Genomic DNA, 25,553 nt, shown 5'->3' on the forward strand with positions numbered 1-25,553 from the left:
AACCTTTAGTCATCCTCAAAGAAATTGCCAGTAAGTATGCTAGTCTACTTTGTATATTGCTTATTACTTAATTTTTCTATATTGTGATACATTAGTAAATAATAAATTCTACTCACAAAATATCCTGTACATACTCACCTTGTTATCTCTTCTCCTATGCCTTATACAAATTTATATGCTTGTTCAAATAATTATATGTTATTTTTTCATTGGATAAACATTTACTTTATCCACTGAAATATTAAAAAAACTTGATACTGCATTGGTTATATTGAGTTTTATATCTGAGTTATTTGCTCCCTCTGCTGCAATTAAAACCCCTGTGACCTTGGGTTTATATTTTTTTAAAATTAGTGGATTTGTTTTATCTCCATTATTTTCAAGAACTACGCTGCTGCTAGAATTATTTTGAGTGGTAGTTCTCTTTCCTCCAGAATTGTCAGTTTCATTGATTACAGAAGAAGAATTATTTTCATTATAAGCAGGTACTTGTTCCTCCCCTGTGTCAAAGTAAATCATCACACTGGTATTACCAACTCCCTGTATGCTTTGAAGTAATACCTTTAACTTACTTTCCTGATCATTTTCATAAGCGGCATCGACCTCAGCACTTGAATTGTTAGATGATGTATTACTAGCTATAGTCCCATTGCTATTGTTATTATTAGCAAAAGTAGATGTAGATGTATTACTTTTAAAAAAGCTAGCTGCTATAATTAAAAGTATACCCATTAGTATTATTATAATAATATTGTTTAGCTGTTTATTTTTACCCTCCCCATTTTTCAGCATTTCTAATAATTTTTTAAAATTCATTTCTTCACCCCCTAGTCTTACAAAATGCAAAAAACAATTTTAAGAAGACTGTTTGCCTGATGGCTAGATACTGTAATATCTCAACTTTCAGTTTCGATAACAGTATCACGCCCCTAGATAACGTCTTCTAACTTTCAGAGAAAAAGCGTTCTCTGAAACTAAGAAGACTGTTTATATACGGCTATGTTATTTTTGGATATTTTTAGTTGGTCATTTAGATAGTTTTTAATCTCATTACCAACCTGTGGATCCACCTGCTCCCCCTGATTTGTGCTGACACTTTTGCTATCTATGTGTATGTTATCTATTTTTGCTACGCTATTATTTTTAACACCAATGTGAAGGCCAGTTATACCTATTTGATTAGTTTCGTTATCCAATTTAACTTCAGCCTTAACCTCATAATCATTATTAGGAAATTTATCTTTAAGCATTTTAGCACAGGAATCTTGTAAATTTGTTTTAAATGTATTTATTGTATCTTCCTCATCCTGCTGTTTATATTTTTGAAAATTGTCTTTATAAGAGCCACTATTTACATATTTGTCTGCCTGGTTTATATAACTAGTTATATTGGCTTCATTATTGAAAATCTTTATTATAGGATTTAATATGACAGCAATTAATATGAGCCCCATTACAAACTTAACATATTTTTTAAATTTGTCTCCTGGCATTATAAGCTCCACTGCTGTTATAAAAATCACAGCTACACAAATACTCATTACCCAGCTTCTTACCCAATTTATCATATTATAATCACCTCCTTAGGGAATAATATTTCCGCTGGATGCAATTATTGCTATCATAATAAAAAACATTACTGAAATAGATATAAGGCAAGACATCAATAATATAAGTGTATCTCCAGCTGCATTTATGCAATTTACTATTCTCTTGTCACTTATAGGCTGTACTAAGGCTGCTGTTAACTTATGAATAAGCGCTAGGGCTAAGACTTTTATAATAGGAAAAATTACTATTGCAACTAATACTATTAATCCAATACTACTTACAGCATTTTTAAGTACCACTGAATAACCTACTACAGTGGATATGGCATCAGACAAGGCTTTACCAACTATTGGTACAAAATTATCTACAGCAAATTTAGCAGTTTTAGCAGTTACTTCATCTATTGACTTTGCATTTATCCCCCTTATAGTTACTATTCCTATAAATATAGTCATAACTAGCCCCTGTATCCACAATACTATTTGACTTAAAAGCTTAGCTAATCTATCAACCTTGTACTCCTCAGATATATTGTTTACAAATTGCAAAACAAAACTTATTAATATAAGAGGCAAAAGCACATCCATAAATATTCTAGCTGCCACATTAATGGCAAGTATTATGATAGGATCCATTATTGTAGACTGAACTATTCCTCCACTAGCTGCAAGAAGAGTTAACAGCACCGGTACCAATGCAGTCATAAAATCTGTCAGGTTATTAGTTGCAGTTTTAACTTCATCCACACCTATATAAAAACTTTTGGCAACAATAATAATGATAAGTGAATAGCAAGCAAAATATGCTATATTAGACAAACTCTCATTACTAAATGCCCTCTGAAGATTTGTAAGCAGCGCACAGATTACACATATAATCAAAAGCATAATCATCAATTTAAAGGAGGCTATAACTTCACTAAAAAAATAACCTAATAATGCTTTACATAATTTTTGAAAAGAAAATTTACCATCTCCAGTTTTCATAAAATCTTGAATATATGACTTAATATCTAGATCCTTAAGTAGTTCATATTTTGTCTTCATATTTGTAATATAAGTATATAATTGTTCTACTTCCTTAGTATCCTTTTGGGTATTATCCTGAATGGTAGATGCTTGTACTATAGTTTGATTTGTAATTAGGATAAATAATACAAGTATTATAACTATTTTTTTCATCATAGCTTACCTCTACATAATCTTTAGAATAGAATTCAAAACTCCCATTAATATTGGAATTGCCAGCACTAAGATCAATATTTTTCCTGCAAACTCAACTTTGGAAGCCAAACTATTTTCTCCTGCATCTTTACATATTTCACTGCAAAAGGATGCTAAATAAGCAATTCCAAGTATCTTAAACACAGTGTTTAGATATACAAAATCAATATTAGCCTTTAAAGCCAATTGTTGTAACAATTCCATTACCGCAGTAATTTTGGTGACCATAAATAAAAAGATTAAAGCTCCTGCTGCAATACTAAGCTGTACTGCTAACTCATCTCTTCTGCCTCTTAATATAAGCACTAAAAACAAACTTATAAAAGCAAAAGCTACTATTTTTATTATTTCCATTTTAATCACCTACAGTTGAAACATGGTTCTTACTGTGTCAAATAATTTACTTATGAGACTTATTACCATCATTAGCACTATAACTATACCCGCCAAATTTACCATAACTGCAAAATCATCTTTTCCACTGGATTTTAATATTTTATCTATGATAATTATCAATATTCCTACAGCAGCAATTTTAAATATTAAACTTACATCCAACAAAAAATGCACCCCCTAAATAAGCATGATAACTATCATTGCACCAATCCCAAATCCAAGGTATCTGTACATTTTAACGTTTTTTTTCATAGTTATTTCTGCTTGTGCAATAATCTTTTTTAAATTCTCCATAGTTAGTGAAAAAATATTAATTTGCCCCGTAATATCAGATTCCCCCAAAGACTTGGACAAATCCAATATTAAATTAATATCCTCATTTTTCAAATTCAAATTATTATTTCCCTTAAAAGCATTTTTAAAAGCCTCATAAACATTGTCATATATATTACTTTCTAATTCTTGTGAAGTTTTATTAAAAATATCTGCTATAGGATCTTTAGCTTTAATGGCAACATTAGTTAATGCCTCTGGCAGAGGAGTATGGGTATATACAATTTCATTTTGGAGTTGATATATACACCTTTCCATTTCGTTTAACTCCTTCACTCTGTTTATAAAGGACTGAGCGTATATAAATCCTCCCAGTGTAGAAGCTGCTATGATAATTATGCCGCCAATTAATTTAAGCATTTTCAGCCCCTCTTATGGTTGTCTCACTAAAGAAGTCATATATATACTCTACAGTTCCTATACCCTTTCTACAGCTTAAAACTATTGCTTTTTGAAAAATACGATTATTAATCACATCTTTAAATACATCTCTGCTCTTTAAATCTTCTATTCCAAAGCCGTGAATAGTTGTTATTAAATTAACTCCACAATTAAGAGCAGATAATATACTTTTCACATCTTCATAAGTACCAATTTCATCACATACAATTACATCCGGTGCCATACTTCTTATGGCCATCATTATTCCCTGACTCTTAGGACAGTTATCCATAACATCGGTTCTTATGCCCACATTAAGCTGAGGAATTCCATTGGAAGAAGCACATATTTCACTTCTTTCATCAATTACACAAATATTTTTTCCCTTTAATCCAGAACTATTAATTCCATTTGATATATTTCTTGTAATATCTCTAATTAAAGTAGTTTTACCGCATTTAGGTGGGGAAATTATTATTGTATTTAGAACATTATTGTCTTTTAAAATCCGCGGCATTACCTTATCTGAACAGCCTATTATTTCTCTGCAAATTCTAATATTTAATGATGAAACATTTTTTATTGTCTTCACTATATTATTTTCAATAATGCAATTTCCACATATACCCACTCTATGTCCACCTTTTATTGTTATATATCCTTGTTTCATCTCATCTTCTATGGAATATATAGAGTAATTGCTCATTCTCTTTAATATATTATTTATATCTTCGTAGGACACATTATAATCCTCTATAATTTCCCTTTCTCCAAATTGAAATATAAGAGGCTTATTTACTTTCAATCGTATCTCTTGAAGCTTTTCTAATTCTTTTACTTTAGCAATTATATTTCTTATATTCTGGGGCAATACATCTAAAATATCTTTTATGTTAACCATTTTTCATCCTCCTCTCTTAATTCAATCATATTTAATTTATTTTGAAATTATTCCAAAAAATAAAAAAGAAATTTCTGAGTTCAGAAATTTCTCTTAATAATTCTATTCAAAACGAATCCAAAAACTTTTTTAGATTTTAGGCATATTCAAAAAATAAATAGGCCAGTATGCTAGTCTATTTTTAATTCTACTACGTCAACAGAACCTTCTGATAGCATAACTATCATTAGAACCTGTTTCCTTGTTGAATTAAAAATATACGTCGCATCTTTGATCTATTATTTATTTTCATATGCCTTATTTAACTCTTTCCATATATTCTCCAGTTCTTGTATCAATTTTTATTACTTCGCCCTCATTAACAAAAATAGGTACTTGAACAATAGCTCCAGTTTCAACAGTTGCTGGTTTTAAAGTATTAGTTGCTGTATTTCCTTTAGCTCCTGGTTCTGTAGCTGTTATTTGTAATTCAACAAAGTTTGGAGCTTCAACAGAAAAAGCTTCACCTTTATAAAATTTAATTACTGCAAACATATTTTCCTTTAAAAATTTAATTGCACCTTCAACTTGCTCAAAACTTAGTGGAACCTGCTCATATGTTTCTTGGTCCATAAAGTAATATAGGTCAGCATCATTATATAAATACTGCATTTCTTTTCTTTCAATAGTAACTTCCTGCAGCTTAGCAGTTGGGTTGAAGGTTGTTTCTGTAACTCCTCCAGATATTACATTTCTCAATTTTGTTCTTACAAATGCAGCACCTTTTCCCGGTTTAACGTGTAAAAAATCAATAACTGTATATACTTGTCCATCTGTTTCAAAAGTAGTTCCTTTTCTAAGTTCTCCTGCTGATATCATTTAGTATCCCTCCAAAAATCTCTTAATCATTATATATTATAACCTTTTTAGGTAAAATTAATACCATATTACAAAATTACAAACAAATTAAATTTTTAGGTGATTTTGACAAAGCTTCACAGCCATTTTCAGTTACAAGTACCAAGTCTTCTATTCTAACTCCACCAAAGTCAGGAATATAGATTCCAGGTTCATCAGTTACAATCATACCTTCCTTAAGTACAGTGTCAGACATTGGGCTTAATCTTGGCGCTTCATGTATTTCTCTGCCTACCCCATGGCCTAAGCCATGACCAAAATAACTGCCGTAGCCTTTTTGAGTTATATTATCTCTAGCCACGCTGTCAGCTTCCTTTGTGTTCACACCTGGTTTAATAAATTTTAAAACATCTTCCTGTGCTTGAAGAACTACATTATATATTTCTTTAAGCTTATCATCGGGCTCACCTATAGCTACTGTTCTAGTCATATCAGAACAGTATTCTTCAAATATACACCCAAAATCCAGTGTTAAAAATTCACCGTTATTTACAATTTTATCAGTAGCTCTTCCATGAGGTAGTGATGATCTTACTCCACTAGCTACAATTGATGGGAAGGATAAATCCTTAGCTCCTAATTTTTTCATTGTAAACTCTAGCTCAAGTCCTATTTCTCTTTCACTCATTCCACTTTTAATGAATTTTAACATATGAGAAAAAGCTTCATCTGCAATTGCTGCTGCTTTTCTTATAGCTTCAATTTCTCTTTTATCTTTAATAAGCCTTATATCTTCAATTATACCTTCCAGTGATACCAGCTGTGCTTCTGTTTTACTGGCAAATTTACTATATAGTTCGTAGGAAACAATATTATCCTCAAATCCTACTTTTTTTACATTAAGTTTTTTTATAGTATCAGAAAAAAAATCAGGAAATGCTCCCTTATACTCTAATATTTCATAATCCTTAACTTCATTCCTAGCTTGCTGAGTATACCTTGAATCTGTTATAAATAGTGCTTTATTTTCAGTTATTATTGAGAAACTTTCATCTCCTGTAAAACCACTTAGGTAATTCCTGTTTGGATCTCCAATAACCAAAACAGCATCTAGTCCTTTTAACTCCATTGTCTTCCTTAACTTTTTAATTCTGTCTTCGAACATTAACCTCACCCTTTACATATATGAATTAATCTTACCTAGGAGGAGTTTGTAACCCCACTAAGTTTAGATAAATTATCCATGAACATACCACTATTATCTCCATAGACCTAGCTTATTACAGTGATTAGTGATTGGATAAACATACAATTAATTAAGTTGTATTTATTTACTATATTATGTTTAACTTTTCTAAAAAATGTCGAACACATTTATTTTATCAAAAGTTAAAGATATTTGCAAACTTATTCTCACACAGCATACCCTTCTTATGCGCACATTTACAGTACAAAAATACACTATCTATTAAATTAAGTTATAAATCATTACTTACAAACTCAGCATTTATCTCTATTATAGAGTTATCCAAATTATAATTCTTATTGTCTAAAGTTATAGAATTTATTCTATATAGAGCTTTTTCTTCTTTTAGTTCATCTAGAAATTTCTGTATATAATTACCATTAACGTTTATGTTTATAATTGCATTTATATTTTTGTTTGTATTCTTAAATTCCTTTATTTCACCATCATATTTGCTCACTATATGAATTATGTTATTATATCTAGTAGATGTATTAGTATTTTTATGATTATTTTTATTCTTTTGTTGCAGCAAACTTAATTTATTCTTGTACTCATTATATTTTAAATCTGTTCTCATATACAGTATATTTACAAAAATCACTGAAAACAGCAATGATAAAATTAATATACTGTACAATATAATTTTTTTCATTTATTTACCTCTACACTTATCTGAAATTTAAAAATATTATCTGCTTCCTTCTGTGGTGGTGATAATCTGATTATTTTGAAGGATGAATTATCTTCTATGTATTTCACAGCATCCTCATATTCTTTTTTGTCACTTAATACTATACTGGCATTTACAATTTTATTTTCTGTGTTTATATTTTCAAATTTAAGCTTCTTATCTACATACTCAAAAAAATTTTTGAAATTTTCTAAAGTTACATTATTATTTACAGAATTATTTTTACTCTCAGCACTGCTGGCATAATAACCATTTTTAATGGAATCCTCTAAAACACTTGTCTTATTATATATATTAATAAATCTATAGATAGAAATAAAACTAATAATTATAAAAAATACCGCAATAATATTAACAAAATATTTTTTTTTATTATTATATTTTTCTTTATACCAATAGGGTAAAAAATTATACTCCATATTATATTTCTCCCTTTTTAATCTTGATTTTCTTTAATATACTTTATATAATTGCTTTAAACAATTTATTTTGATTTATATCACCTAAATTTTCAAGACAATATGAAATTTTAATACTGGATACTGTTTCTTCTTTAAAGCCTAAAATATAAATCATCTGAAAATTATCCTCCATATCTTTGTTCAAATTTACAAAGTACTCTAAGCACTTCTCAAATTCAACAGCTGACTCCTTAAAATTTCTAAATATATAATTATATTTTATTAATCCTTTCTCACAAAATATAAAATAAAGTCTTTGGTTATAAATAAATGCAATAATATACTTGTTATATTTACTTATGTCCTTTAAATACTTGGCATAACAAAATTGAATTAAATATATTGCCTTTATATTTTTTGTATCCTTTAAATCTATATTATTTAAAATATTGCTATTTATATAAAATACAATCAAATCAAGGCTAGTTTTGCTCTTCTTTAAAATAGAATATGAAAATGTTATATCAGCATCAGTCCTGTAATAAAATCTCAGTTCATCTCTTACTATTCTTTCTACTTTATCCTTATTAATCTTTGGTATAGTAATATATTTAATATAAATTTCTTCATTTTCCATTATGATAGTTGAATTCTTTTTAAATTCCTTATTTACAAATTTATAATCTAAGTTTTTTTCATAGAAAATATCAAGCTTTCCTGTAAGTAAACTTTTTTTATATGAAAATTTTGCAATGGCCTTACCATCTATTGTAAAAATATTATTTTTATTGATAAACATTAAATTTAAAATCCTCCCTGTAATTTCAATGTACTTTAATATGATTACCTTTGATTACCTTTTAAAGGAAAAATAATTTTCAGTAAGCTTCATTCATAGACATAACTACTGCCTAATCATATCTTGAATAAGTATAAATATACTTTATTTTTCCATCAATGAAATTATAATCATATATGTCCTTTTTAATTTGCTTCTGTCTATAATCTTGTCTTATGATAAATTTATCTGTTGGTATATCATAATATATAAAATAATCATCATTTCCAACCTTATTCTTGTCAGCCTTTGCGGAAAATAATTTATACAACTCTGTTTTATTTACACTGCTGGTACTGCTTAAAATATAATTATTCATTTCTAAAAATAGATACTCATTCGTTTCCCTGCTATATGGTTTCTCAGTTATATTCTTTTTAAGATCTAGTATATAAGCTTTTTTTCTAGCTTCCAGCATAAAAACATAGCTTGTAATAAGTATAATAATCAAACCTATGATGAGAGTATAAATCATTACAAAACCTTTTTTTAATAAATTTTTTTTACACCAAAACATCTGTTAACAGTTTCACCTTCTTTATTTGTTATTGATAAATAAAGTACATTATCCTTTTTTGTTGCTTCCATTTTACTTATGTTAGTGCCCACTACATTAGATGCTTTAATGGTATTTCCATATTTATCATAATAATCTACAAGAATTTTTTTTGTAGTACTGGCAAAACGTATCCTTTTATTTTCGCCAGTACTGCAAACAATTTTTATATCATTATTTTCTACATTTATTTCTTTCATTCCATCATAAATTAAATTTTCAATTATGATAAAACTCTGGTTACAATAAGATCTGTCCCTGATAACCTTAATATCTTTACTATATGTATTTAAATGCTTTACAAAAATAATACACTGAAATGACAGCATTATTGAGGCAATTGCTATGGCAACTATAAGTTCTATTAGTGTAAATCCTTTTTTTATTCCTATCCCCTCCTTCTTATCTCAAGCTTAAATTTTGCAATTTGATCCATGAAAGCTTTAGTAATATTTAATTTTCTTTGTAAAAAATTTTAACTACTTTCACTTATTATTTCTTTTCAACGGATTTGTAAAATTTGCAGCTTATACTTTCTTCTTTTCCAAGTATATTCATATACAAATTTAAATTAACAGTTATTAAACTTCCACTATAAAGTGAAATTTTCATATACTGCTTTTTCTGCGGTACTGTGATGGTAACAATTTCTAATATTTTATTCTGCTTAATAGCTTCACTATTAAGCTTCGCCTCTTCTATGTACACTTCTCCTAAGTTTAGCATTGATTTTATTTCTTCATCCGATACATTTGATAAGATTTCACTTCTCACTTGATTTACATATACCGTATATTTTTCCATTTGGTCATTATAAGCTTTCATTTTAACTGTAGAGAGTCTTATAGAAATTCCAGTGATAAACATTAATGTAAATATAGAAAGAGCACACATGACTTCAATAATTGTAAACCCTGCCTTATTACTCTTTAATTTCTGCATAAGCTGTACCAACCCCTATTGTAATAGTATGATTTTTGCCATTTCTATCTAAATACTTTAAACTGCAAGGTGTAGTTATCATACCTCTACTGTCAATATAAATTAATTTATCCCATGTTATAACATTATTTTCTTTTATTATGAAGCTTGAAGGCAATTTTAATCTATTTTTTATATTAGGCCCTTCATAAACCTTAACTTCATCATTGCCCTTTTGAAAGGAGAGTTCCGCAAAGGACTCCTTAAGTATGCATTCTGCTCTGATATTATTGATAAAGGAAATCATCTCAGAGTTAAACTGCTTAACTTCTATATCATTTTTTAAAGCTTTATAATTTTTAACCTCTATAAGCATAATACTTGTAATTATAGATATAATCGCCATTACAACTAATATTTCAATTAAAGTAAAACCCTTAAATATCAAATTTTTATCATACATATTTCAATTCTCTCTTATCATTTAATTTTTATTTAAAGTATGTAAAAATAAAGATTACTTATTTTAATATGCCTAAAGTGAAAGTACTATTATCTCCTCTTACAGTTACTGTATATTTGTCATCGCCAGTATTAAAATCTGTAGTTATGCTATTGCCATCAGGAGATGGACTTTTAACATCAATATTAATATCATTAATATTCATATCTTCACCTATTGCAGAGGTAACCTCTTCTTTTGTAAACCTCTCATTATCCGTATACACCCTCATAGCTGATACAAAAATCATTCTGGAAATTTGTTCTGCTTTTGTGGAATTTGCCTTTTTTATATAGGTTGCATATTTGGGAATTAAAATTCCACTTAAAATAGCTATGATAGCTATAACTATAATCACTTCTATTAGAGTAAAACCTCTTTTTATACTATTAATTCTAATCACCCCTCCTAAGGCATCGTAAATAACTAGTAAGCATGTTATTTGAATACTACTACTTCAACAGGACCTTAAGATAGCACCACTATCATCAGAACCTATTCCCTTGTATGATTCAAAATATACCTTGCATTTTTGACTTACTATTTATTTTCAGATGTCTAAACTGCTTGCATTATTTTTAACATTGGCAGCATTACTGAAATTACAACTATACCAACTATAAAAGATAATATTATTATCATAGCCGGTTCTATACTGCTTATAATCTTGCTTAAAATATCTTCTATATCATCATCGTATATATCTGCTGCAAGCAGCATCATATCCTCTAAATTGCCAGCTTGTTCTCCTAATGCAATCATAGAAATAGTAAACTTGGGAAATACCTTTAATTTATCTATAGTTTCTGCAATACTATTTCCCTTCTGTATATCTACCATTACTTTTTTTAATTCTTTTTCCAGATATGCATTATCTACAACTCTGCTTATTATATCTATAGAATTTATTAAATTAGTCCCGCTTTTTTGTAATATTCCAAAGCATCTAGTAAATCTGGAACCCAGAATTTTTTTATAGAAATTTCCCAATATAGGTATTGATATTTTTACTTTATCAATATATATCTTTACTTTTTCAATATTAAGTGCTTTATATATTAAAAATGCCAAAAATATTATTATAAATATAATACTTACCCTATTTTCAATTAAAAATTTACTGAAATTCATAAGTATCATTGAATATATAGGAAGATCCTGTCCAAGGCTCTTAAATGTATCTCTAAACATTGGAATAACGTTAATTTCCAAATAAAAAAATATTGTCCCAGATGTAATTAATAATATTATTGGATATACCATTGCAGATTTAAAGCTTCTTTTAATTTTAAATTCCTTAAGATAATATTTAGACATACTTTTTAATATCACGTCTAAATTTCCAGATTGTTCACCTATAGAATATATCTAGTCCACACTCGCTACAACTCCATATATAACTAACTTTATACATTGACTACATATAGTTAATGTATATATCAATATTATGTAATAAATTTAATTTTTTACATAAAGGAATTATGATAATAAATATTATTACTTATCCCAAATACTACAAAAATTAATATTATTTGTTCATATTTTTTCAATTTATTAACATAATTTAAAGGATTTTAATATTTTTTGTAGAAATATTATATTGAAAGGTGGTGGTAATTTTGGCAAAAATAAAAGATATAAAAATAGTCTGCACTCATTGTGGTACAAAAATACCTTCCCCAATATTCTTTGGTGATACACAATCATTAGCAACTTCAACAATGACAGGAAATACAATGACTTGTCCAACTTGCGGAAGACCTACTGGTTGTAATAAAGAGAATATGCTTGTTGTCACTGAAGAAGGCACTATAAAAGGTTCTGAAATTCATTAACTTTAAAAAGCATATGTTCAAAACATATGCTTTTACCAATTTAGTTATTATCAAATAAGAATAAACAGTTCTTTATAATACTCTTATCATTTCCAATAATTCTATTATTTTCATCGAATTGAATATTTTCTAATACAATACTTGTTTTATCATCGTTATTAGTTATGATATATTTTAAATTATTTTCCATAAACTCACCCCCATATTTTATTAATTTACTTCACTTAGAATTCAAAGTAATAAAATTAATTTTTTACATAATAAAAGAGCGATTGAATTCGCTCTTAATTAAATTTAATATCTAATATTATTTTTACTTTATTATTTAGATCTGTTAAAGCCACATATTAATTTTTATATAATTTTGGACAAAGTAAAAGACCTTCATTAATTTGAAGGTTAATTTTATACTTTTATGGATTTAATACTTTATGTTTTATCCATTTAGTATAATCTTTAGTTATAACCAATATATCTATTGCTCCTCCACATGTAGCTAATCCACTAGTAAATCTTTGTGTTTTGCATGTCAAATCAACCATGAATTCTGCTAAATCAATTCCATCTTTTAATTGCATAAAATTCCAATCAAATTGTAAATGATTATCTCCTAAAAGTAATTTTTGTAAAATGTCTTGTTCTCCATGCCACGTGGCCGCCCAAACTGTTTTCTCATTAGAATCAATATTTATTCTAGTAATTTCCTTGTTAATTATTACATAAATATATTGTACATCATTTAAGTATCCACATACATGGTAAATAACACCATCTCCGTGATTAGACATTGTATAATCTTTTAATTTTATAGCTATAGAACATACATCATCTTGTTTCTCAACTTTTTCAATTTCAAAACTTCTTATAAAATCTCCAACAGATTTTCCGCTTATTGTTGCATTTCCACAACATGATATACCTATTAAATTATCTTTTATTAGAAAAATTTTTTGAGAATTATCGCTTAAAGTATGTCTATCTATTATTCCACTATCGTTATGTTTAGTAGTTCCAGTCAATCTACTATCAGCAGACATTATAATTCCTTCTGGAATAAATACCGTTGCAACTATTGACATAAATATCACCTCTTTCTAAGGTGATATTCTACATTATTGTCTTATTTCCTCTTTTACTACAAAATCTATACTAATTGTATTATTACTATTAGCTGTCCCTCCAATTTCTCTTAAATATCCTATACTTTGTAATTTATTTAAAATTTCAGATATTTTATATCCATTTTCTATATTGAATATGTGTATCGTTAAATTTACATTATTATCTTCTTTATTTTCTACTATATAATCCATTTATTTAACCTCCTCTTTAAAATTTCCATTATTAATTTCTAAACTTACTCAATCTCAAACTATCATAAGTTCCATATACAATTTACCTTATAACTCCATGAATTATCCATCATATTTTTTATATTCTTTTCAGTTTACATTTTACATATGATATATTCCTTTAATCCAATAGTAAATAAAAATTTTTTGCACAACAAAATAACCTATCATCATCAAATAATAGGTTATAAATTCGTAATTTAAGAATATTGTGCAAAAATTTACAGTTTAATAAACTTGCCATTATACTCACTAAATTACTCAATTACATTGCCATATCTTCTATCTCTTTTAGAAAAATCATAAATTGCTTTTCCCAAATCATCTTTTTTAAAATCTGGCCATAATACATCAGTGAAATATAATTCTGTGTAAGCCATTTCCCAAAGTAAAAAATTAGATAATCTTTTTTCTCCGCCCGTTCTAATAAATAAATCTGGTTCAGGAATATCAGTTGTATCCAGGTGTGAAGCAAACAAATCTTCATTAATTATTGAAACATCTATCTTGTTATTTAAACATTCTAATGCTATTTTTTTAGTTGTACGTATAATTTCATCTTTTCCACCATAATTTAATGCAAGTTGAAATTTTAGTCCTGTACAATTTGCTGTTGCCTTCTCTAAATTATTTATTAAACTTTGAAATTCATTATCCAATTTTTTGACATTGCCTATTATTTTTACTTGCATATTATTATTTATTGACATTTTAACAATTTTATTCAAATATTCCTTCAATAAATTCATCAATCCTTCAACTTCATCTTTCGGACGACTCCAATTTTCTGTTGAAAAAGCATAGACTGTCAAATATTCTACTCCTAAATCATATGTATCTTTGCATATATTTTCTAATGTTTTGCTACCTTGTCTATGTCCGAACGTTCTTGGCATGAATCTTTTTTTTGCCCAACGTCCATTTCCATCCATCATAATTGCAATATGTTTTGGAATTTTTATAGTATCCATCAGTTATATTCCTCCATCGAGCATTTTATATAAATAATCTTTATTTCGCCTTAATTATACCATTGCGATTAAATATGTGTAAATTATACCATATTTTTAGTTATAATTATTTATTTAAATATAAAAAACACCCCGAAATTAATCGGAGTGCTTGTTTGCATTAATTAACTTAAAATGAGTGAAGACCTATGCTAAAAGCATAAGTCTTATAAGTTTAAATACCATAGAGTAACTATCCAGTTCACCTTAGTGCTGAAAAATTATTTTCCCTATGTGAACATACAAAAGTATGTTTAAGTAATTTTCTTTACTTCTATTGTATGTGATTTTTTTTGTTTTGTCAAATATTTATTCCTAAACTAATTTTTAATTTCATATCAATCTCGTTCATTTTTGTATCACCAATATATCCAATTTCATCAATTAATCTATTCTTACTAATATTATGCACATGCTCAGTTTTAATTATAGATTTCTTAGTCAAATTTTTATGGTCTATTTCAACATGTGTACCTAATATCCTTTTAGGAACACCTTTTGAATCAATAGCATCCGTTAAGGGAATAATAATAACAGTATTACTTGTGATATTAGCAACACCATCTTGAACAACTAACACAGGTCTATACCCATTTTGCTCACTGCCAATATTTCTTCCTAATTTAGCATAATAAATATACCCACGTTTGACATGTCTTGGTTTTCCTGTTTTTCTAAATGATGTTTTATATTTTTGATTTCTTAGTACTTCTTGATGTGATAAGATAATTTTTTCTTTAGTCCACTTTAAAATCGGCATAGCCGTATCGACATTACTTTTATCTATTATATTAGTAATCTCAGTTAACAAATTATCTACAATCTGTTTTTTTGATATGTGTTTTGGCATACTATTTTCTCCCCACCTTTATAACTATTGTCTTATTATACCACAATTTGTTATAAGATGAAAGATTTTGGCATCTCTATCATTTATTATCTAGTCCCACATCAACTACAATTTTTAAAATATTTATTCTATTCGCTACTACCTATACTCAATGTAAATATAGTTAATTTAATTTTTTGCATATAAATAACCTATTATCTGGTGATAATAGGTTATAATTAAAAGATTCTTAGCTAAAATATTTTATTCCGTAATTTTTTATTTTAAATCATTTTTGATTTTCATAGCTTTATTAAAATCATCTTTATAAACTGAAGTTTTAGCCCATATTTGTTTATATGGAACTACTTTAGCTACTTGAGGATAGACTTTATCTACAACTGGAATATTATATATTCCTAAACTTTGAATACCGAATAAAATCACTCCTACAAAAAATATTAATACAATAAATTTACCTATAGACGCCACAATTCTTATAAAAATATAAAATAAAATTAAAGCAATAAAAACTGATATAACTGTATTTGTATTAATGCTCATTCAATACTCCCCTTTTATAATTATTATTTATTATTACAATAAATATATTATAAATTATACCATATCATATCTTTTAAGACTTTTAACATTATCAATATCTATTCATTATTTATATATGATTTTAACAAAATATTCATATTAGTATTTCATAATTTACTAAAATCATATATAATATTACATAATATTAGTATTTTACAAAGGAGTGTTAAAATGAAAAACTCAACAAATATTACCATAAGACAAAAATCACTTAGAATTATTATTAGTTGCATTATTGTAATTGGAATGCTCGGATTATTTAGTAGTTGTGGTAGTTCTAGTAATACAGATAATAGTGCTAATAATACAGCAAATGCAGTTACAAATTCCTCAAATAGTACAAATTCATACACATCAAATGAAAATTCTAATAATACTTCTACAAATGATAGTGGACAATCTACTTCAACCACTACTAAAGATTCAAGTAATAATAATCAACAATCTCAACCACAAGTACAATCAGCACCTGTACAGTCCAAGCCTGAAACTACACCGCAACCACCAACAACACCATCAGTATCAAGCGAAGATAGTACAATTGTATATTATGTACCAGGAAGTAAAGTATATCATTTAAGTAAATCAGATGGTACTTTAAGTAGAAGTAAAAATATACAAAGTATGACTTTAAAAGAAGCTTTAGCTCAAGGTATGCATCAATCTCAATCTAAAGCTGATCAATAATCTAAAATTTATATTTTAGTAATTTTATAATTAATTTTTGCATGATAAAAGAGAGATATTAAATTATCTCTCTTTTATCAAACAATTTTTCGTTATATATTGCCAAATTTTTAATCCATCTTCATATTCTAATTTTATCTGTGTGCGACCCAACACTACATTACGGTTAAGTATATTGTTAATTTGTTTATATTTTACACGATTTTTTAAGATCTTAAAGTTGTTTAATTTCATATAATGTTCTTCATCTACTTTTCCTTTATAATCTTTAGCTTTAGCTATTCCTGATGCCAATCCCGTTGCAATTATTCCATTTTTATTACTGTATAGAAAAATAACATCATTTAATTGTAAATTATCTATATGTTCTGTCCATGGATGACCATAAGCAGAACATTTCTTGTATTGAATCATTTCCTGTTCAGAATTAAAATCATATTTTTTATTAGTATTTATAATATAACATTTTGACATTTCTATCACTTCCATAAAATATTTTACTACATAATATTCTATTAAAAGTTATAATATTCTTTAATTGTTGAATGACTATAATTATTATTTTATTCAAATGTAAAATACTCAAGGATTATTAAACCTTGAGTATTCCAATTAAAATTATAATTTTTTATCTTTTAGTATATAAACGTAATTCACCTTTCCCTTTTCTTGTAGGAATAAACCAATTACCATTTCGTATAGCATTTTCTCTAGAAACAAATTCTACTTTTATATCTAAATCATCTTTTAGCATTTTTGTTACTTGTTTATTTCTTTTTTTTCTCATACTTAATGAAAGTGCCATTATAATCTCCTCCATTCATATCTATTATACCATTATTTTATGCTTCATTAAATGATATTTTTAATACTTCTTCAAGTTCGTTACTTAATTCTAATAATTTATTTTTCCATTGAATATCTAGAGAAATACTTGAATCAGCAGTTAGCATTAGTACAAATTTCTCACCATTTAAAGAAATACATTTAGATATATATGATCTACCATTTTTATCATTATCACCATCATGTTGAAAAATTGAATATTCTTTAGTGAGTATTGATTCTAAGATTCCAAGCCTTTTTTTTGATTTTAAGTTTTCCTCCGTTGAAGATTGTGTAAAAATTTTACCAATACTTCTAACTTTATCATAATCATCTTCTTCATCAATTAATTCATTCTCATCATCATCATTAAATAATAACTTAATAGTAGTAGTTAAAACTCCATATAAATCAGCATCATAATCGTCAAAATCCTCTGTTTTTTCTTCCTTTAATTTTAATTTATCTTTTATATCATTTATAATTTCTTTTGATATATTGTCAATATTATTAAATATATCCATAATTAACAATTCTTCTTCATCACTAATATCATTCTCTAAATGATTATACAATCCCAATACTATTGATAAGTTATTTAATATATATGTAGGAATTATAAAATATGATTGCATTATAGAATTAATACAAATATCTTGTTTAACATAACCACCTGTATATTCAACCTTTATTTTTGTTGTGTCTTTATTTGTAATAAAACTATACTTATATAGTTGAACTGATTGTATAATATCTTTCCCATCAATAAATCTTCTCATGCTATCTTCTAAAATATCTTTTACTTTAAATTTAGTTAAGTCACTATACCTATTTAACAATAAACCTGCTTCAGTCTTCATATTATTTTTTGCTTCATTCAAATCATATGTAAGATTATCTATTTCAATTTCCTTACTATTAATAATCGGATAATATTTTGAATAAATAAATATCCATTCTAACCATCCTCCTATAATTAAATACAAAAATTTTAAATTTGATTGAAAAATTGCATATAAAATCTTATCTGATAGGTTACTACGTGCATTTACCGTTGATGGAGCAATATGAGCTAAAAGTAATGTAATTAAAGTTCCTACTACAAAGATAATAAAATTTGAAGTTGGATTATATAGTTGCTTATTTTTATCTTTTAATTTCATTATTTACGTATCCCTTTATATTTATTTAAATAATAATTATTATATTACATCAAATTTAATTGTTAGTAAATATATTGTAGAAATATCGTAAATAATGACAATATTATTTTTTTAACATACTAACGATTATTGCCATTATAGAAACAATAAATGCTGCAACTGATATATAAAATGACTTTCTTTGGTAAATGACTTCTGGCTTATCTTGCTTAATTTGAATCTTCAATGAAAGATTATTTATTTCTTCATCAATATACGTTTTTATTTCTTTTTCTAATTGTTCATCAAAATCAGTAGACGGTTCATGTCCATAAGCTCCAATAAATTTTTTTCTTATATCTAAGTATGAAGTTACTAATCCATCACTCTGTTCTTTAATGTATTTCTTTATTTCTAACAATTCTTTTATATTAAGTTTTATATTAAGTTCAATTACTTCTGAATAGACACGATTTATTTGTTTTTTAATTAAATCTAATAAAGTAGTTCTAAAAAATTCATTTCTTTCAGATAAAAGAATTGGATTTGATATATCTGAATTATACTTACTTGTTATTTTTCCTAAATCATAGATTAAACTATTTTTTAAACTATTAAAATCAACATTTAACTTATTTTCAATAAATTCAATAACTTTTGCTCTAATTTTCATATAAATCACCACGTAGTTCCTATAAAATCATTTAAACTTAATAACCGTATCGAATTGCTTTTCTGATAAAGCTCTTAATTCATTTAAAGTTGTACAGGTTTTTGCCATACCTATCATTAGCCAAATATGTTGTGTTAATTCTTTTATACCATATCCCTCATTCAACCATTGAAAATACTTTTGACCAGTATATTTTGGAGGCTTAGTTTTTCTTAAATATGTAGCAATATCTTTATCTAGTAACCCGTAAATCAAAGCGTTTACTAACTTACTCCAATATTTAGGTCTTAATTTAAGACTACCTTTATGATTAGTGATTCGTCCAAATTGATACCATAATTCATCTGGAAAAGTTTTTTCCCATTCTCTAGCAGGACTATTTTCGTCAATTAAAAAGTATTTCATTTTTAATTGTAATTCGCCAGATTTTCTTTGTTGTTGATATCCTGTAGCTTCATCAATTAAAGAAATAATACCAATTTTAGCTGTGGCCAACATAAATTTATTAGCATTTTTAACTATTTCCTTTTGAGCGTCTGATAACTGTTCGTTATTAAGATTAGCTGTTACAAAAGCACTGCACACGTCCATAAAATCTTCAGAATTATAGCCTTTTTCTATTTTACCATCACAATCAAATTCTAATGTTCCTTGGGGTACTCTGTCATGTGCTTCATCGCTCAATGGTTTAAGCCTATTAGGTAAGTAATTAATAATATTAGATGCTGCAAGATAATTACCAAACTTACCGTGTTCTTTATCTCTTAAAGCTTTAGTTAAATTACTTAATCTAAATACTCTTTGTCCATCATCTAAAACATAACAAGGTAAATCATTAAAAATAGCTAGCACTCCTGATACTATTACTTTTGGTGTAGTCATTATTACCATACCTTTCTTTTGTTTTATCTTATTATATATAATATTATAATAATTAGACAAATACAATGAACTAATTATGGTAAATATTTTATATATTTATTATTGATTGATATTTCAATTAAAAATTTAATTTTATTTCAGAAAGCCTAATATTTTCCACTTGAAATCCATTATTTCTAAGAAACATTCTCAAATCAATATCATCCTTATCAATTCTTGATTTAGGTCCAATTACTATTTCTTTTATTATTTTTGTTTTTCCAAAGCAAAAATCAATATATGAAATTAATTTATTATTATCGTTTCTAAATCTTTGATTTTTGAAAGTATAATCTCCACATATAATATCTTCATTAAAATCACAAAAACTTTCCGAATAAATTCCATTAATAAATGTAGTCAAATATATTCTCCATTCATCTTCATCTTTAAAATCTTTATTTTTATAATTAATAGCATTGATAAGGATTGCTGATATGCTATGTAATGCATCTGTTAAGACAATATTTTTGTAACTACAGTTACCGTTTTTATAATTTTGGTTCCTAGCACCATTTTTTAGGCTTCTAAAAATACTTCTTATAAGTTGATCTTTTATAAAGTTTAATTTTTCATTAGGTGAATAGCCTATTTTAGTTATACCAAATATAAAATTTAAATTTTTTTCATTAACTTGTTTTACGATATTATGTAATACATTGTTATCAAATCCTAATGCAACTCCATATCCATCATTACCATAAGCTCTCCATTGTGATAGATAATCTTTTTTTCTTGAACTTGAAAAACATGCAATGTATGAAATATATTCTAATTCTTTAATTTCTTCTTTTATATCTGAAATTAGAGTTGATAAAAATTCCTCAGATATTTCAATATCATCTTTTAAATCAAGTGATTCAAATTCATAAGAATTTTTTTTATAAAAATCTAATACTTTCTTATCTAAATCATCTAAAAGATAATTTATCTCTAAAGGATCATTCATTTTAAATATATTTGATAATCTAATTGTTTTGTTCTCAATTATTTTCATAAATGTGTCTGTACTGCAATAATGATATATAATATCAGAACTATTGTTGTCCATATAATTAACCTCCAATGTATAAAATCTTATATTCTTTGATTAAATTAATAATTTACTTTTTAATTACTAATCATTTTTCTTATTTGTTCAAAAATATCTTGTTCTGTATATTCATAAATGTGTCCATTTTCATCTGGTTTAGGCTCTTTACCAAACTTCTCAAGAATAAGTTTTTCCATAATTTCTGATATATTTAAAAATGACTTTTCTCTTAAATCTTGTATATACTTTTTAGTAACAATCATAACTTTCTCCTTGTACAATTATATTTTTTCATATAACTTTCCTCTTAAAATTTCTAATTGTTCTTTTAATTTCTTATTTTCTAATTCTAATTCCTTAATCTTCTTGTCTTTGGCCATTATTATGATATCCTTAGATTTAACTGTTTTATCATACTTAAGATGTTTATTCATTTCTACATCAACTTGTTTCTGCCTTAATTCTTCAATTCTTTTTTTAACTTCTTTATTTTTATATAAAAATGTCTTTGAAACTCCACTCTCTTGAGATGCACTATTAAAATTAATTTTTTCTCCTTTTAAAGAAAGTTCCCTAATGGCCTTATCAACTTTCTCTAAGGTTAATTGAGTTTTTTGTTTTGCATATTCCTTTAATCCCTTAGTACTTCCAGCCATTATCGTACTTCCTCCCTTGACTTACCATTCTTATGAACAATTTTCTGTTCTCTAACTTTTTCTAATGTATCTTCGAGTAGCTTTAAATATGTTCTATTCTTTTCAGCCCATAATTCTCTGCCGCATCTCTCACTAATGTTAATCTGTTTCTTAACATTCTCTATTTCTTCCTCATATTCAGGAATGTTCTCAACCGTAGTACAAAAACTTGCACATGTTAAGCAAAAATTCATCTGCTGCTTACAAGGTAGTTTGGCCAGCTTAAAACATACTCCAAATGGTACTTTTACCGCATCTAAATTTTTCTTTACATATTCATATCTTACAAGATTTTGGCCGTCTTCAGAATCTAAATCTACTTGCTCTAGTTCATTTGTTTCTGTATTAACTCTAAATAAATCCAAATCCTCTGTCTTCTTCCATTTCTCATATAATATATTTTCACTTACAGTCGCATAATGTACCGTCATTTGCAAGCTCTGATGCCCTAGAATCTGTTGTATTACACTTATACCCATACCTTGCTCTACATACTCTTTAGCTCTCGTATGTCGTAATGAATGCAACTTAAAATGATATAAATCACCCTTTACGTCTGTTATATTTTTATCACTTATAAGTCTATATATTGAATATACTAAAATTCTTTTCGATAATGGATATCCTTTATCTTTACCTTCATATGTATTAAATAAATATTTTTCAGAGTTATTCTCTTCTGTACTTAATTCCTTGGCCTTATCAATACATTTTTGAACCATCTCAGCAACCTTATCCCTAACGGGAATTTTTAGCTGTGCTATACCCGTTTTAGTTATTTCTCCACAAAGATAATAGTTATATTTCTGCTCTTTATTATTCCATATTTGTTCTAAACAATTATCATATCTAAGATTTAATATATCAGTACCACGCCATCCTGTTTCCCTTAATAAAATATAAATAGGTATAAATTCAGGATGAGGTAAATCCATAATATTATTATCTATCTGCTTTAATATTGGCTCTGGAATAAATTTCACTGCCCTTTTAGTATTTGATTCTATACTATAATTTGGTATATCATCTTGAAATATTAAAAATGCTACTTCCTTTTTCGGTGCTTTATCATATTGTGCCATTTGTATATATTCTAAAAATCTTCTTAAATATGAAATATAATAAGCAGTCTGTGATTTACTCTTACCTTTTCTATCATTTAATAAAAGATATACATATATTTCAATATCTTCTCTTTGTAAATTTTCAACAAATCCATCTTTATATCCTCTTGAATAAAATGACGTAAAGAAATATCTTATATATGTTAAAATATTACAACAAAGACTAAAAGATTTTTTAGTTATAATTGTTTTGAAATATCTTTTTACAGTTTCTCTATAGTATTCAGGAATATCTTTAAAATTCAATCTGTTGGCACTCATATTTTGAGTTGCTCTTACATTTACTCCTTTAATGTTTTTTATATACCATACATCTTTTTCTGTTTCATCTCTATTATCGTAAAACTTTATAATAAATTTTATAACAAGCAATATACTAATTATTGTCTGGCCACCCGATTTTTGCATATTAACTTTAACACTATTATTGGCCAAATAAAATTTCCATTTGTTTTCTATTTCTTTATACTCAATATCATTGAAACTATTCACATTATAATAATATTTATTTAAAAAACTGCTGAAATGTTTAAATCCATTAGCTAATGACATCATGTATTGGCCAGTTAAATTTTTATTTCTAAAATTATATAATAAATAATATTTAATCTCATTCTTTAATAATACATTATTAAAATTTTCAAAATTAATATGTTTACAATTATGTACTTTATCACCTATAAAAATTTCCTTTGTTACATCCCATACATCATTATTTAGCCAATAGCACTCATCTTGACTTAAATAGGTAATAATCTCTTCATACTTATTTACTTGGCCACGTTTGACTACATGTAAATTTTTCATTTGTTATCTCCCTCATTATAAATATCTAAATTTAAATTTGGCTTAGTTTTCTCAAACTCTTTTCTTATTTCATCATCTGAGGGATGAATATATGTATTTAATGTTGTATATATATTTTTATGACCAGCACGTATTCTCAACATCTCAGGCTGCCATCCTGCCATTCTTAGCACTGTTAATGAACTATGTCTAAACATATGTGGTGTTACATGAATTTCTGTTTTCTTGGCCAGCTTTCTAAATAAATTATTAGCATCAACATAATTCATAGCCTTATTTTTGTTATCTCCGCTTATTTTTATGAATACATGATTAGTCTCAACTTCTTCTGTATGATATTCAGCTATATACTCCATAAACATATCTGCTAAATCTTGAGATACATCTATTTTTCTTGGACTTGATACTGTTTTTATTTCAGCATTATTTTCAAGTTGGCCGCGGTCTTTTAAATCTATTATCATATCACTTACATCAATATCTTCTATCCATAACGATAAAGCTTCGCCTATTCTCATACCCGTTTCATATAGTAATGTTAATAAGAACTTGTCCCTATAATTATTACAGGCTCTTACGAGCTTTTCTATATCTTCTTTACTTATTATTCTTGGCCTGAACTTTGGTACTTTTAATTTCAAAATATTACTACTTAATTTCTTTTTCTCATATGCAATACCATATAAAAATCCTTTAAAATTTCTACTTGGCACTGTAATAAATTTCTTTAATCTTTCTGATATTTTATTACTATATTCCTCATTTCGCAATATATAATCATAAAAACTTAAAACAGTATTTATTATCATATTTATTGTTCTAGCACTTCTTACAGAATTCGTAGGTTTTAATAAAGTGATTTTGATACTCCTATAAGGATTCTGTAACCAATTTACGAATAAAGATATATCATCAATAGTAACCTTCTTAAAGTCAAGCTTACGCTCTTCTAAATACTCAAAATACAATTTTAAGTGTTGACAATACATTCTCAACGTATTTCTTGCATAATCTGTATTATCTTTAAATCTAATAAACTTCAATATTGGTTCTATGGGTAGTCCACTATCTTCTGCTACATAATATCTCTCTTTATTATCTTCCGTTCTTACCTTTACTACTTCCATATAATAGTACACCTCTATAAGATTCTTCTTATACTTAGTTTACTATATACACTATAATTAATCAAACTTTATATGTAATAATCATAGTTATCATCTTATATATAATTCTA

36 protein-coding genes are annotated in these 25,553 nt (G+C 26.6%); 2 read left to right on the forward strand and 34 right to left on the reverse strand.

From position 1 onward, the window contains the following. Positions 1-198: 198 nt before the first annotated feature. The 18 genes from spoIIIAG to CLOPA_RS13415 all read right to left on the reverse strand — a co-directional run bounded on the left by spoIIIAG (position 199) and on the right by CLOPA_RS13415 (position 12,148). Positions 199-816 carry a stage III sporulation protein AG gene (gene spoIIIAG / locus CLOPA_RS13330; protein ID WP_015615968.1) on the reverse strand — a complete coding sequence of 206 codons (618 nt, stop codon included), beginning with the start codon at positions 814-816 and terminating at the stop codon, positions 199-201. A gap of 158 nt (positions 817-974) precedes the next feature. Beyond that, a complete protein-coding gene (spoIIIAF, locus tag CLOPA_RS13335) occupies positions 975-1,568 on the reverse strand; it encodes a stage III sporulation protein AF (protein WP_015615969.1) in 594 nt (197 codons plus the stop codon). A 15-nt stretch (positions 1,569-1,583) separates the two neighbouring features. Continuing rightward, complete coding sequence (gene spoIIIAE, locus CLOPA_RS13340; protein WP_041711478.1) at positions 1,584-2,732, reverse strand: stage III sporulation protein AE; 1,149 nt, start codon at positions 2,730-2,732, stop codon at positions 1,584-1,586. 12 nt (positions 2,733-2,744) lie between these two features. Next, positions 2,745-3,128, reverse strand: a complete 384-nt coding sequence (gene spoIIIAD, locus CLOPA_RS13345; protein ID WP_015615971.1) for a stage III sporulation protein AD — start codon at positions 3,126-3,128, stop codon at positions 2,745-2,747. Between the two features lie 9 nt (positions 3,129-3,137). Continuing rightward, positions 3,138-3,335 (reverse strand): stage III sporulation protein AC, encoded by a 198-nt coding sequence (gene spoIIIAC, locus CLOPA_RS13350; protein ID WP_015615972.1) that lies wholly within the window; start codon positions 3,333-3,335, stop codon positions 3,138-3,140. 12 nt (positions 3,336-3,347) lie between these two features. Continuing rightward, complete coding sequence (spoIIIAB, locus tag CLOPA_RS13355; RefSeq protein ID WP_015615973.1) at positions 3,348-3,863, reverse strand: stage III sporulation protein SpoIIIAB; 516 nt, start codon at positions 3,861-3,863, stop codon at positions 3,348-3,350. Continuing rightward, positions 3,856-4,785 (reverse strand): stage III sporulation protein AA, encoded by a 930-nt coding sequence (spoIIIAA, locus tag CLOPA_RS13360; protein ID WP_015615974.1) that lies wholly within the window; start codon positions 4,783-4,785, stop codon positions 3,856-3,858. The genes spoIIIAB and spoIIIAA overlap by 8 nt, the downstream gene beginning before the upstream one ends. A 297-nt stretch (positions 4,786-5,082) precedes the next feature. Next, entirely contained in the window at positions 5,083-5,643 is a 561-nt protein-coding gene (gene efp, locus CLOPA_RS13365) for an elongation factor P (RefSeq protein ID WP_015615975.1), read from the reverse strand. A 76-nt stretch (positions 5,644-5,719) separates the two neighbouring features. Beyond that, complete coding sequence (locus tag CLOPA_RS13370) at positions 5,720-6,787, reverse strand: M24 family metallopeptidase (RefSeq protein WP_015615976.1); 1,068 nt, start codon at positions 6,785-6,787, stop codon at positions 5,720-5,722. Positions 6,788-7,100: 313 nt separating this feature from the next. After that, positions 7,101-7,523: a hypothetical protein gene (locus tag CLOPA_RS13375; protein WP_015615977.1), complete on the reverse strand. Its 423-nt coding sequence runs from the start codon at positions 7,521-7,523 to the stop codon at positions 7,101-7,103. Next, entirely contained in the window at positions 7,520-7,981 is a 462-nt protein-coding gene (locus CLOPA_RS13380) for a hypothetical protein (protein ID WP_015615978.1), read from the reverse strand. Before CLOPA_RS13380 ends, CLOPA_RS13375 begins: the two co-directional genes overlap by 4 nt. A gap of 43 nt (positions 7,982-8,024) precedes the next feature. Beyond that, positions 8,025-8,762 (reverse strand): hypothetical protein, encoded by a 738-nt coding sequence (locus CLOPA_RS13385; RefSeq protein ID WP_015615979.1) that lies wholly within the window; start codon positions 8,760-8,762, stop codon positions 8,025-8,027. 112 nt (positions 8,763-8,874) lie between these two features. Continuing rightward, positions 8,875-9,318, reverse strand: coding sequence for a hypothetical protein (locus tag CLOPA_RS13390; protein ID WP_041710889.1), 444 nt, complete (start codon positions 9,316-9,318; stop codon positions 8,875-8,877). Then, a complete protein-coding gene (locus CLOPA_RS13395) occupies positions 9,291-9,749 on the reverse strand; it encodes a prepilin-type N-terminal cleavage/methylation domain-containing protein (protein WP_015615981.1) in 459 nt (152 codons plus the stop codon). Before CLOPA_RS13395 ends, CLOPA_RS13390 begins: the two co-directional genes overlap by 28 nt. Before the next feature lie 100 nt (positions 9,750-9,849). Next, the gene (locus CLOPA_RS13400) at positions 9,850-10,299 is read right to left on the reverse strand and encodes a pilus assembly FimT family protein (protein ID WP_015615982.1); all 450 of its coding nucleotides are present in this window, start codon (positions 10,297-10,299) and stop codon (positions 9,850-9,852) included. After that, positions 10,280-10,741, reverse strand: coding sequence for a prepilin-type N-terminal cleavage/methylation domain-containing protein (locus CLOPA_RS13405; RefSeq protein ID WP_015615983.1), 462 nt, complete (start codon positions 10,739-10,741; stop codon positions 10,280-10,282). Before CLOPA_RS13405 ends, CLOPA_RS13400 begins: the two co-directional genes overlap by 20 nt. Before the next feature lie 58 nt (positions 10,742-10,799). After that, positions 10,800-11,183 (reverse strand): prepilin-type N-terminal cleavage/methylation domain-containing protein, encoded by a 384-nt coding sequence (locus CLOPA_RS13410; RefSeq protein WP_015615984.1) that lies wholly within the window; start codon positions 11,181-11,183, stop codon positions 10,800-10,802. Between the two features lie 155 nt (positions 11,184-11,338). Next, positions 11,339-12,148 (reverse strand): type II secretion system F family protein, encoded by an 810-nt coding sequence (locus tag CLOPA_RS13415; protein WP_347460079.1) that lies wholly within the window; start codon positions 12,146-12,148, stop codon positions 11,339-11,341. A gap of 242 nt (positions 12,149-12,390) precedes the next feature. Between CLOPA_RS13415 and CLOPA_RS13420 the strand changes: the two genes are divergently transcribed. After that, the gene (locus CLOPA_RS13420; RefSeq protein ID WP_431602555.1) at positions 12,391-12,615 is read left to right on the forward strand and encodes a hypothetical protein; all 225 of its coding nucleotides are present in this window, start codon (positions 12,391-12,393) and stop codon (positions 12,613-12,615) included. 40 nt (positions 12,616-12,655) lie between these two features. Here the strand turns inward: CLOPA_RS13420 and CLOPA_RS25150 are convergent, their stop codons facing one another. The 6 genes from CLOPA_RS25150 to CLOPA_RS13445 all read right to left on the reverse strand — a co-directional run bounded on the left by CLOPA_RS25150 (position 12,656) and on the right by CLOPA_RS13445 (position 16,370). Next, complete coding sequence (locus CLOPA_RS25150) at positions 12,656-12,805, reverse strand: hypothetical protein (RefSeq protein WP_015615987.1); 150 nt, start codon at positions 12,803-12,805, stop codon at positions 12,656-12,658. Positions 12,806-13,028: 223 nt separating this feature from the next. Beyond that, positions 13,029-13,694: a hypothetical protein gene (locus CLOPA_RS13425; protein WP_015615988.1), complete on the reverse strand. Its 666-nt coding sequence runs from the start codon at positions 13,692-13,694 to the stop codon at positions 13,029-13,031. Between the two features lie 33 nt (positions 13,695-13,727). Beyond that, entirely contained in the window at positions 13,728-13,928 is a 201-nt protein-coding gene (locus CLOPA_RS13430; RefSeq protein WP_015615989.1) for a hypothetical protein, read from the reverse strand. 296 nt (positions 13,929-14,224) lie between these two features. Next, complete coding sequence (locus tag CLOPA_RS13435; RefSeq protein WP_015615990.1) at positions 14,225-14,938, reverse strand: isoprenyl transferase; 714 nt, start codon at positions 14,936-14,938, stop codon at positions 14,225-14,227. A gap of 340 nt (positions 14,939-15,278) precedes the next feature. After that, a complete protein-coding gene (locus tag CLOPA_RS24435) occupies positions 15,279-15,827 on the reverse strand; it encodes a type II toxin-antitoxin system PemK/MazF family toxin (protein WP_015615991.1) in 549 nt (182 codons plus the stop codon). A gap of 258 nt (positions 15,828-16,085) precedes the next feature. After that, positions 16,086-16,370, reverse strand: coding sequence for a hypothetical protein (locus tag CLOPA_RS13445; RefSeq protein WP_015615992.1), 285 nt, complete (start codon positions 16,368-16,370; stop codon positions 16,086-16,088). Between the two features lie 210 nt (positions 16,371-16,580). On the opposite strand from CLOPA_RS13445, the gene CLOPA_RS13450 reads away from it, so the two are divergent. Next, positions 16,581-17,096 carry a hypothetical protein gene (locus CLOPA_RS13450; RefSeq protein ID WP_015615993.1) on the forward strand — a complete coding sequence of 172 codons (516 nt, stop codon included), beginning with the start codon at positions 16,581-16,583 and terminating at the stop codon, positions 17,094-17,096. A gap of 63 nt (positions 17,097-17,159) precedes the next feature. Here the strand turns inward: CLOPA_RS13450 and CLOPA_RS23840 are convergent, their stop codons facing one another. The 10 genes from CLOPA_RS23840 to CLOPA_RS13495 all read right to left on the reverse strand — a co-directional run bounded on the left by CLOPA_RS23840 (position 17,160) and on the right by CLOPA_RS13495 (position 25,443). Continuing rightward, positions 17,160-17,570 carry a hypothetical protein gene (locus CLOPA_RS23840; protein WP_015615994.1) on the reverse strand — a complete coding sequence of 137 codons (411 nt, stop codon included), beginning with the start codon at positions 17,568-17,570 and terminating at the stop codon, positions 17,160-17,162. Between the two features lie 154 nt (positions 17,571-17,724). Beyond that, a complete protein-coding gene (locus CLOPA_RS25155; RefSeq protein WP_015615995.1) occupies positions 17,725-17,901 on the reverse strand; it encodes a hypothetical protein in 177 nt (58 codons plus the stop codon). Between the two features lie 37 nt (positions 17,902-17,938). Then, positions 17,939-19,084 (reverse strand): hypothetical protein, encoded by a 1,146-nt coding sequence (locus tag CLOPA_RS13460; protein WP_015615996.1) that lies wholly within the window; start codon positions 19,082-19,084, stop codon positions 17,939-17,941. Between the two features lie 103 nt (positions 19,085-19,187). Beyond that, entirely contained in the window at positions 19,188-19,736 is a 549-nt protein-coding gene (locus tag CLOPA_RS13465; RefSeq protein WP_041710891.1) for a hypothetical protein, read from the reverse strand. A 27-nt stretch (positions 19,737-19,763) separates the two neighbouring features. Then, a complete protein-coding gene (locus CLOPA_RS13470; protein ID WP_242834196.1) occupies positions 19,764-20,678 on the reverse strand; it encodes a P63C domain-containing protein in 915 nt (304 codons plus the stop codon). Between the two features lie 58 nt (positions 20,679-20,736). Beyond that, complete coding sequence (locus CLOPA_RS23845) at positions 20,737-21,708, reverse strand: DUF2971 domain-containing protein (protein ID WP_015615999.1); 972 nt, start codon at positions 21,706-21,708, stop codon at positions 20,737-20,739. A gap of 59 nt (positions 21,709-21,767) precedes the next feature. Then, entirely contained in the window at positions 21,768-21,953 is a 186-nt protein-coding gene (locus CLOPA_RS13480) for a hypothetical protein (protein ID WP_015616000.1), read from the reverse strand. Between the two features lie 18 nt (positions 21,954-21,971). Then, positions 21,972-22,346 (reverse strand): DUF6262 family protein, encoded by a 375-nt coding sequence (locus tag CLOPA_RS13485; RefSeq protein ID WP_015616001.1) that lies wholly within the window; start codon positions 22,344-22,346, stop codon positions 21,972-21,974. Further along, entirely contained in the window at positions 22,346-24,316 is a 1,971-nt protein-coding gene (locus CLOPA_RS13490) for a tyrosine-type recombinase/integrase (RefSeq protein WP_015616002.1), read from the reverse strand. The genes CLOPA_RS13485 and CLOPA_RS13490 overlap by 1 nt, the downstream gene beginning before the upstream one ends. Then, entirely contained in the window at positions 24,313-25,443 is a 1,131-nt protein-coding gene (locus tag CLOPA_RS13495; RefSeq protein WP_015616003.1) for a tyrosine-type recombinase/integrase, read from the reverse strand. Before CLOPA_RS13495 ends, CLOPA_RS13490 begins: the two co-directional genes overlap by 4 nt. Positions 25,444-25,553: the final 110 nt, after the last annotated feature.

The sequence above is a fragment of the Clostridium pasteurianum BC1 genome (assembly GCF_000389635.1).
Lineage (GTDB): Bacteria > Bacillota > Clostridia > Clostridiales > Clostridiaceae > Clostridium_I > Clostridium_I pasteurianum_A.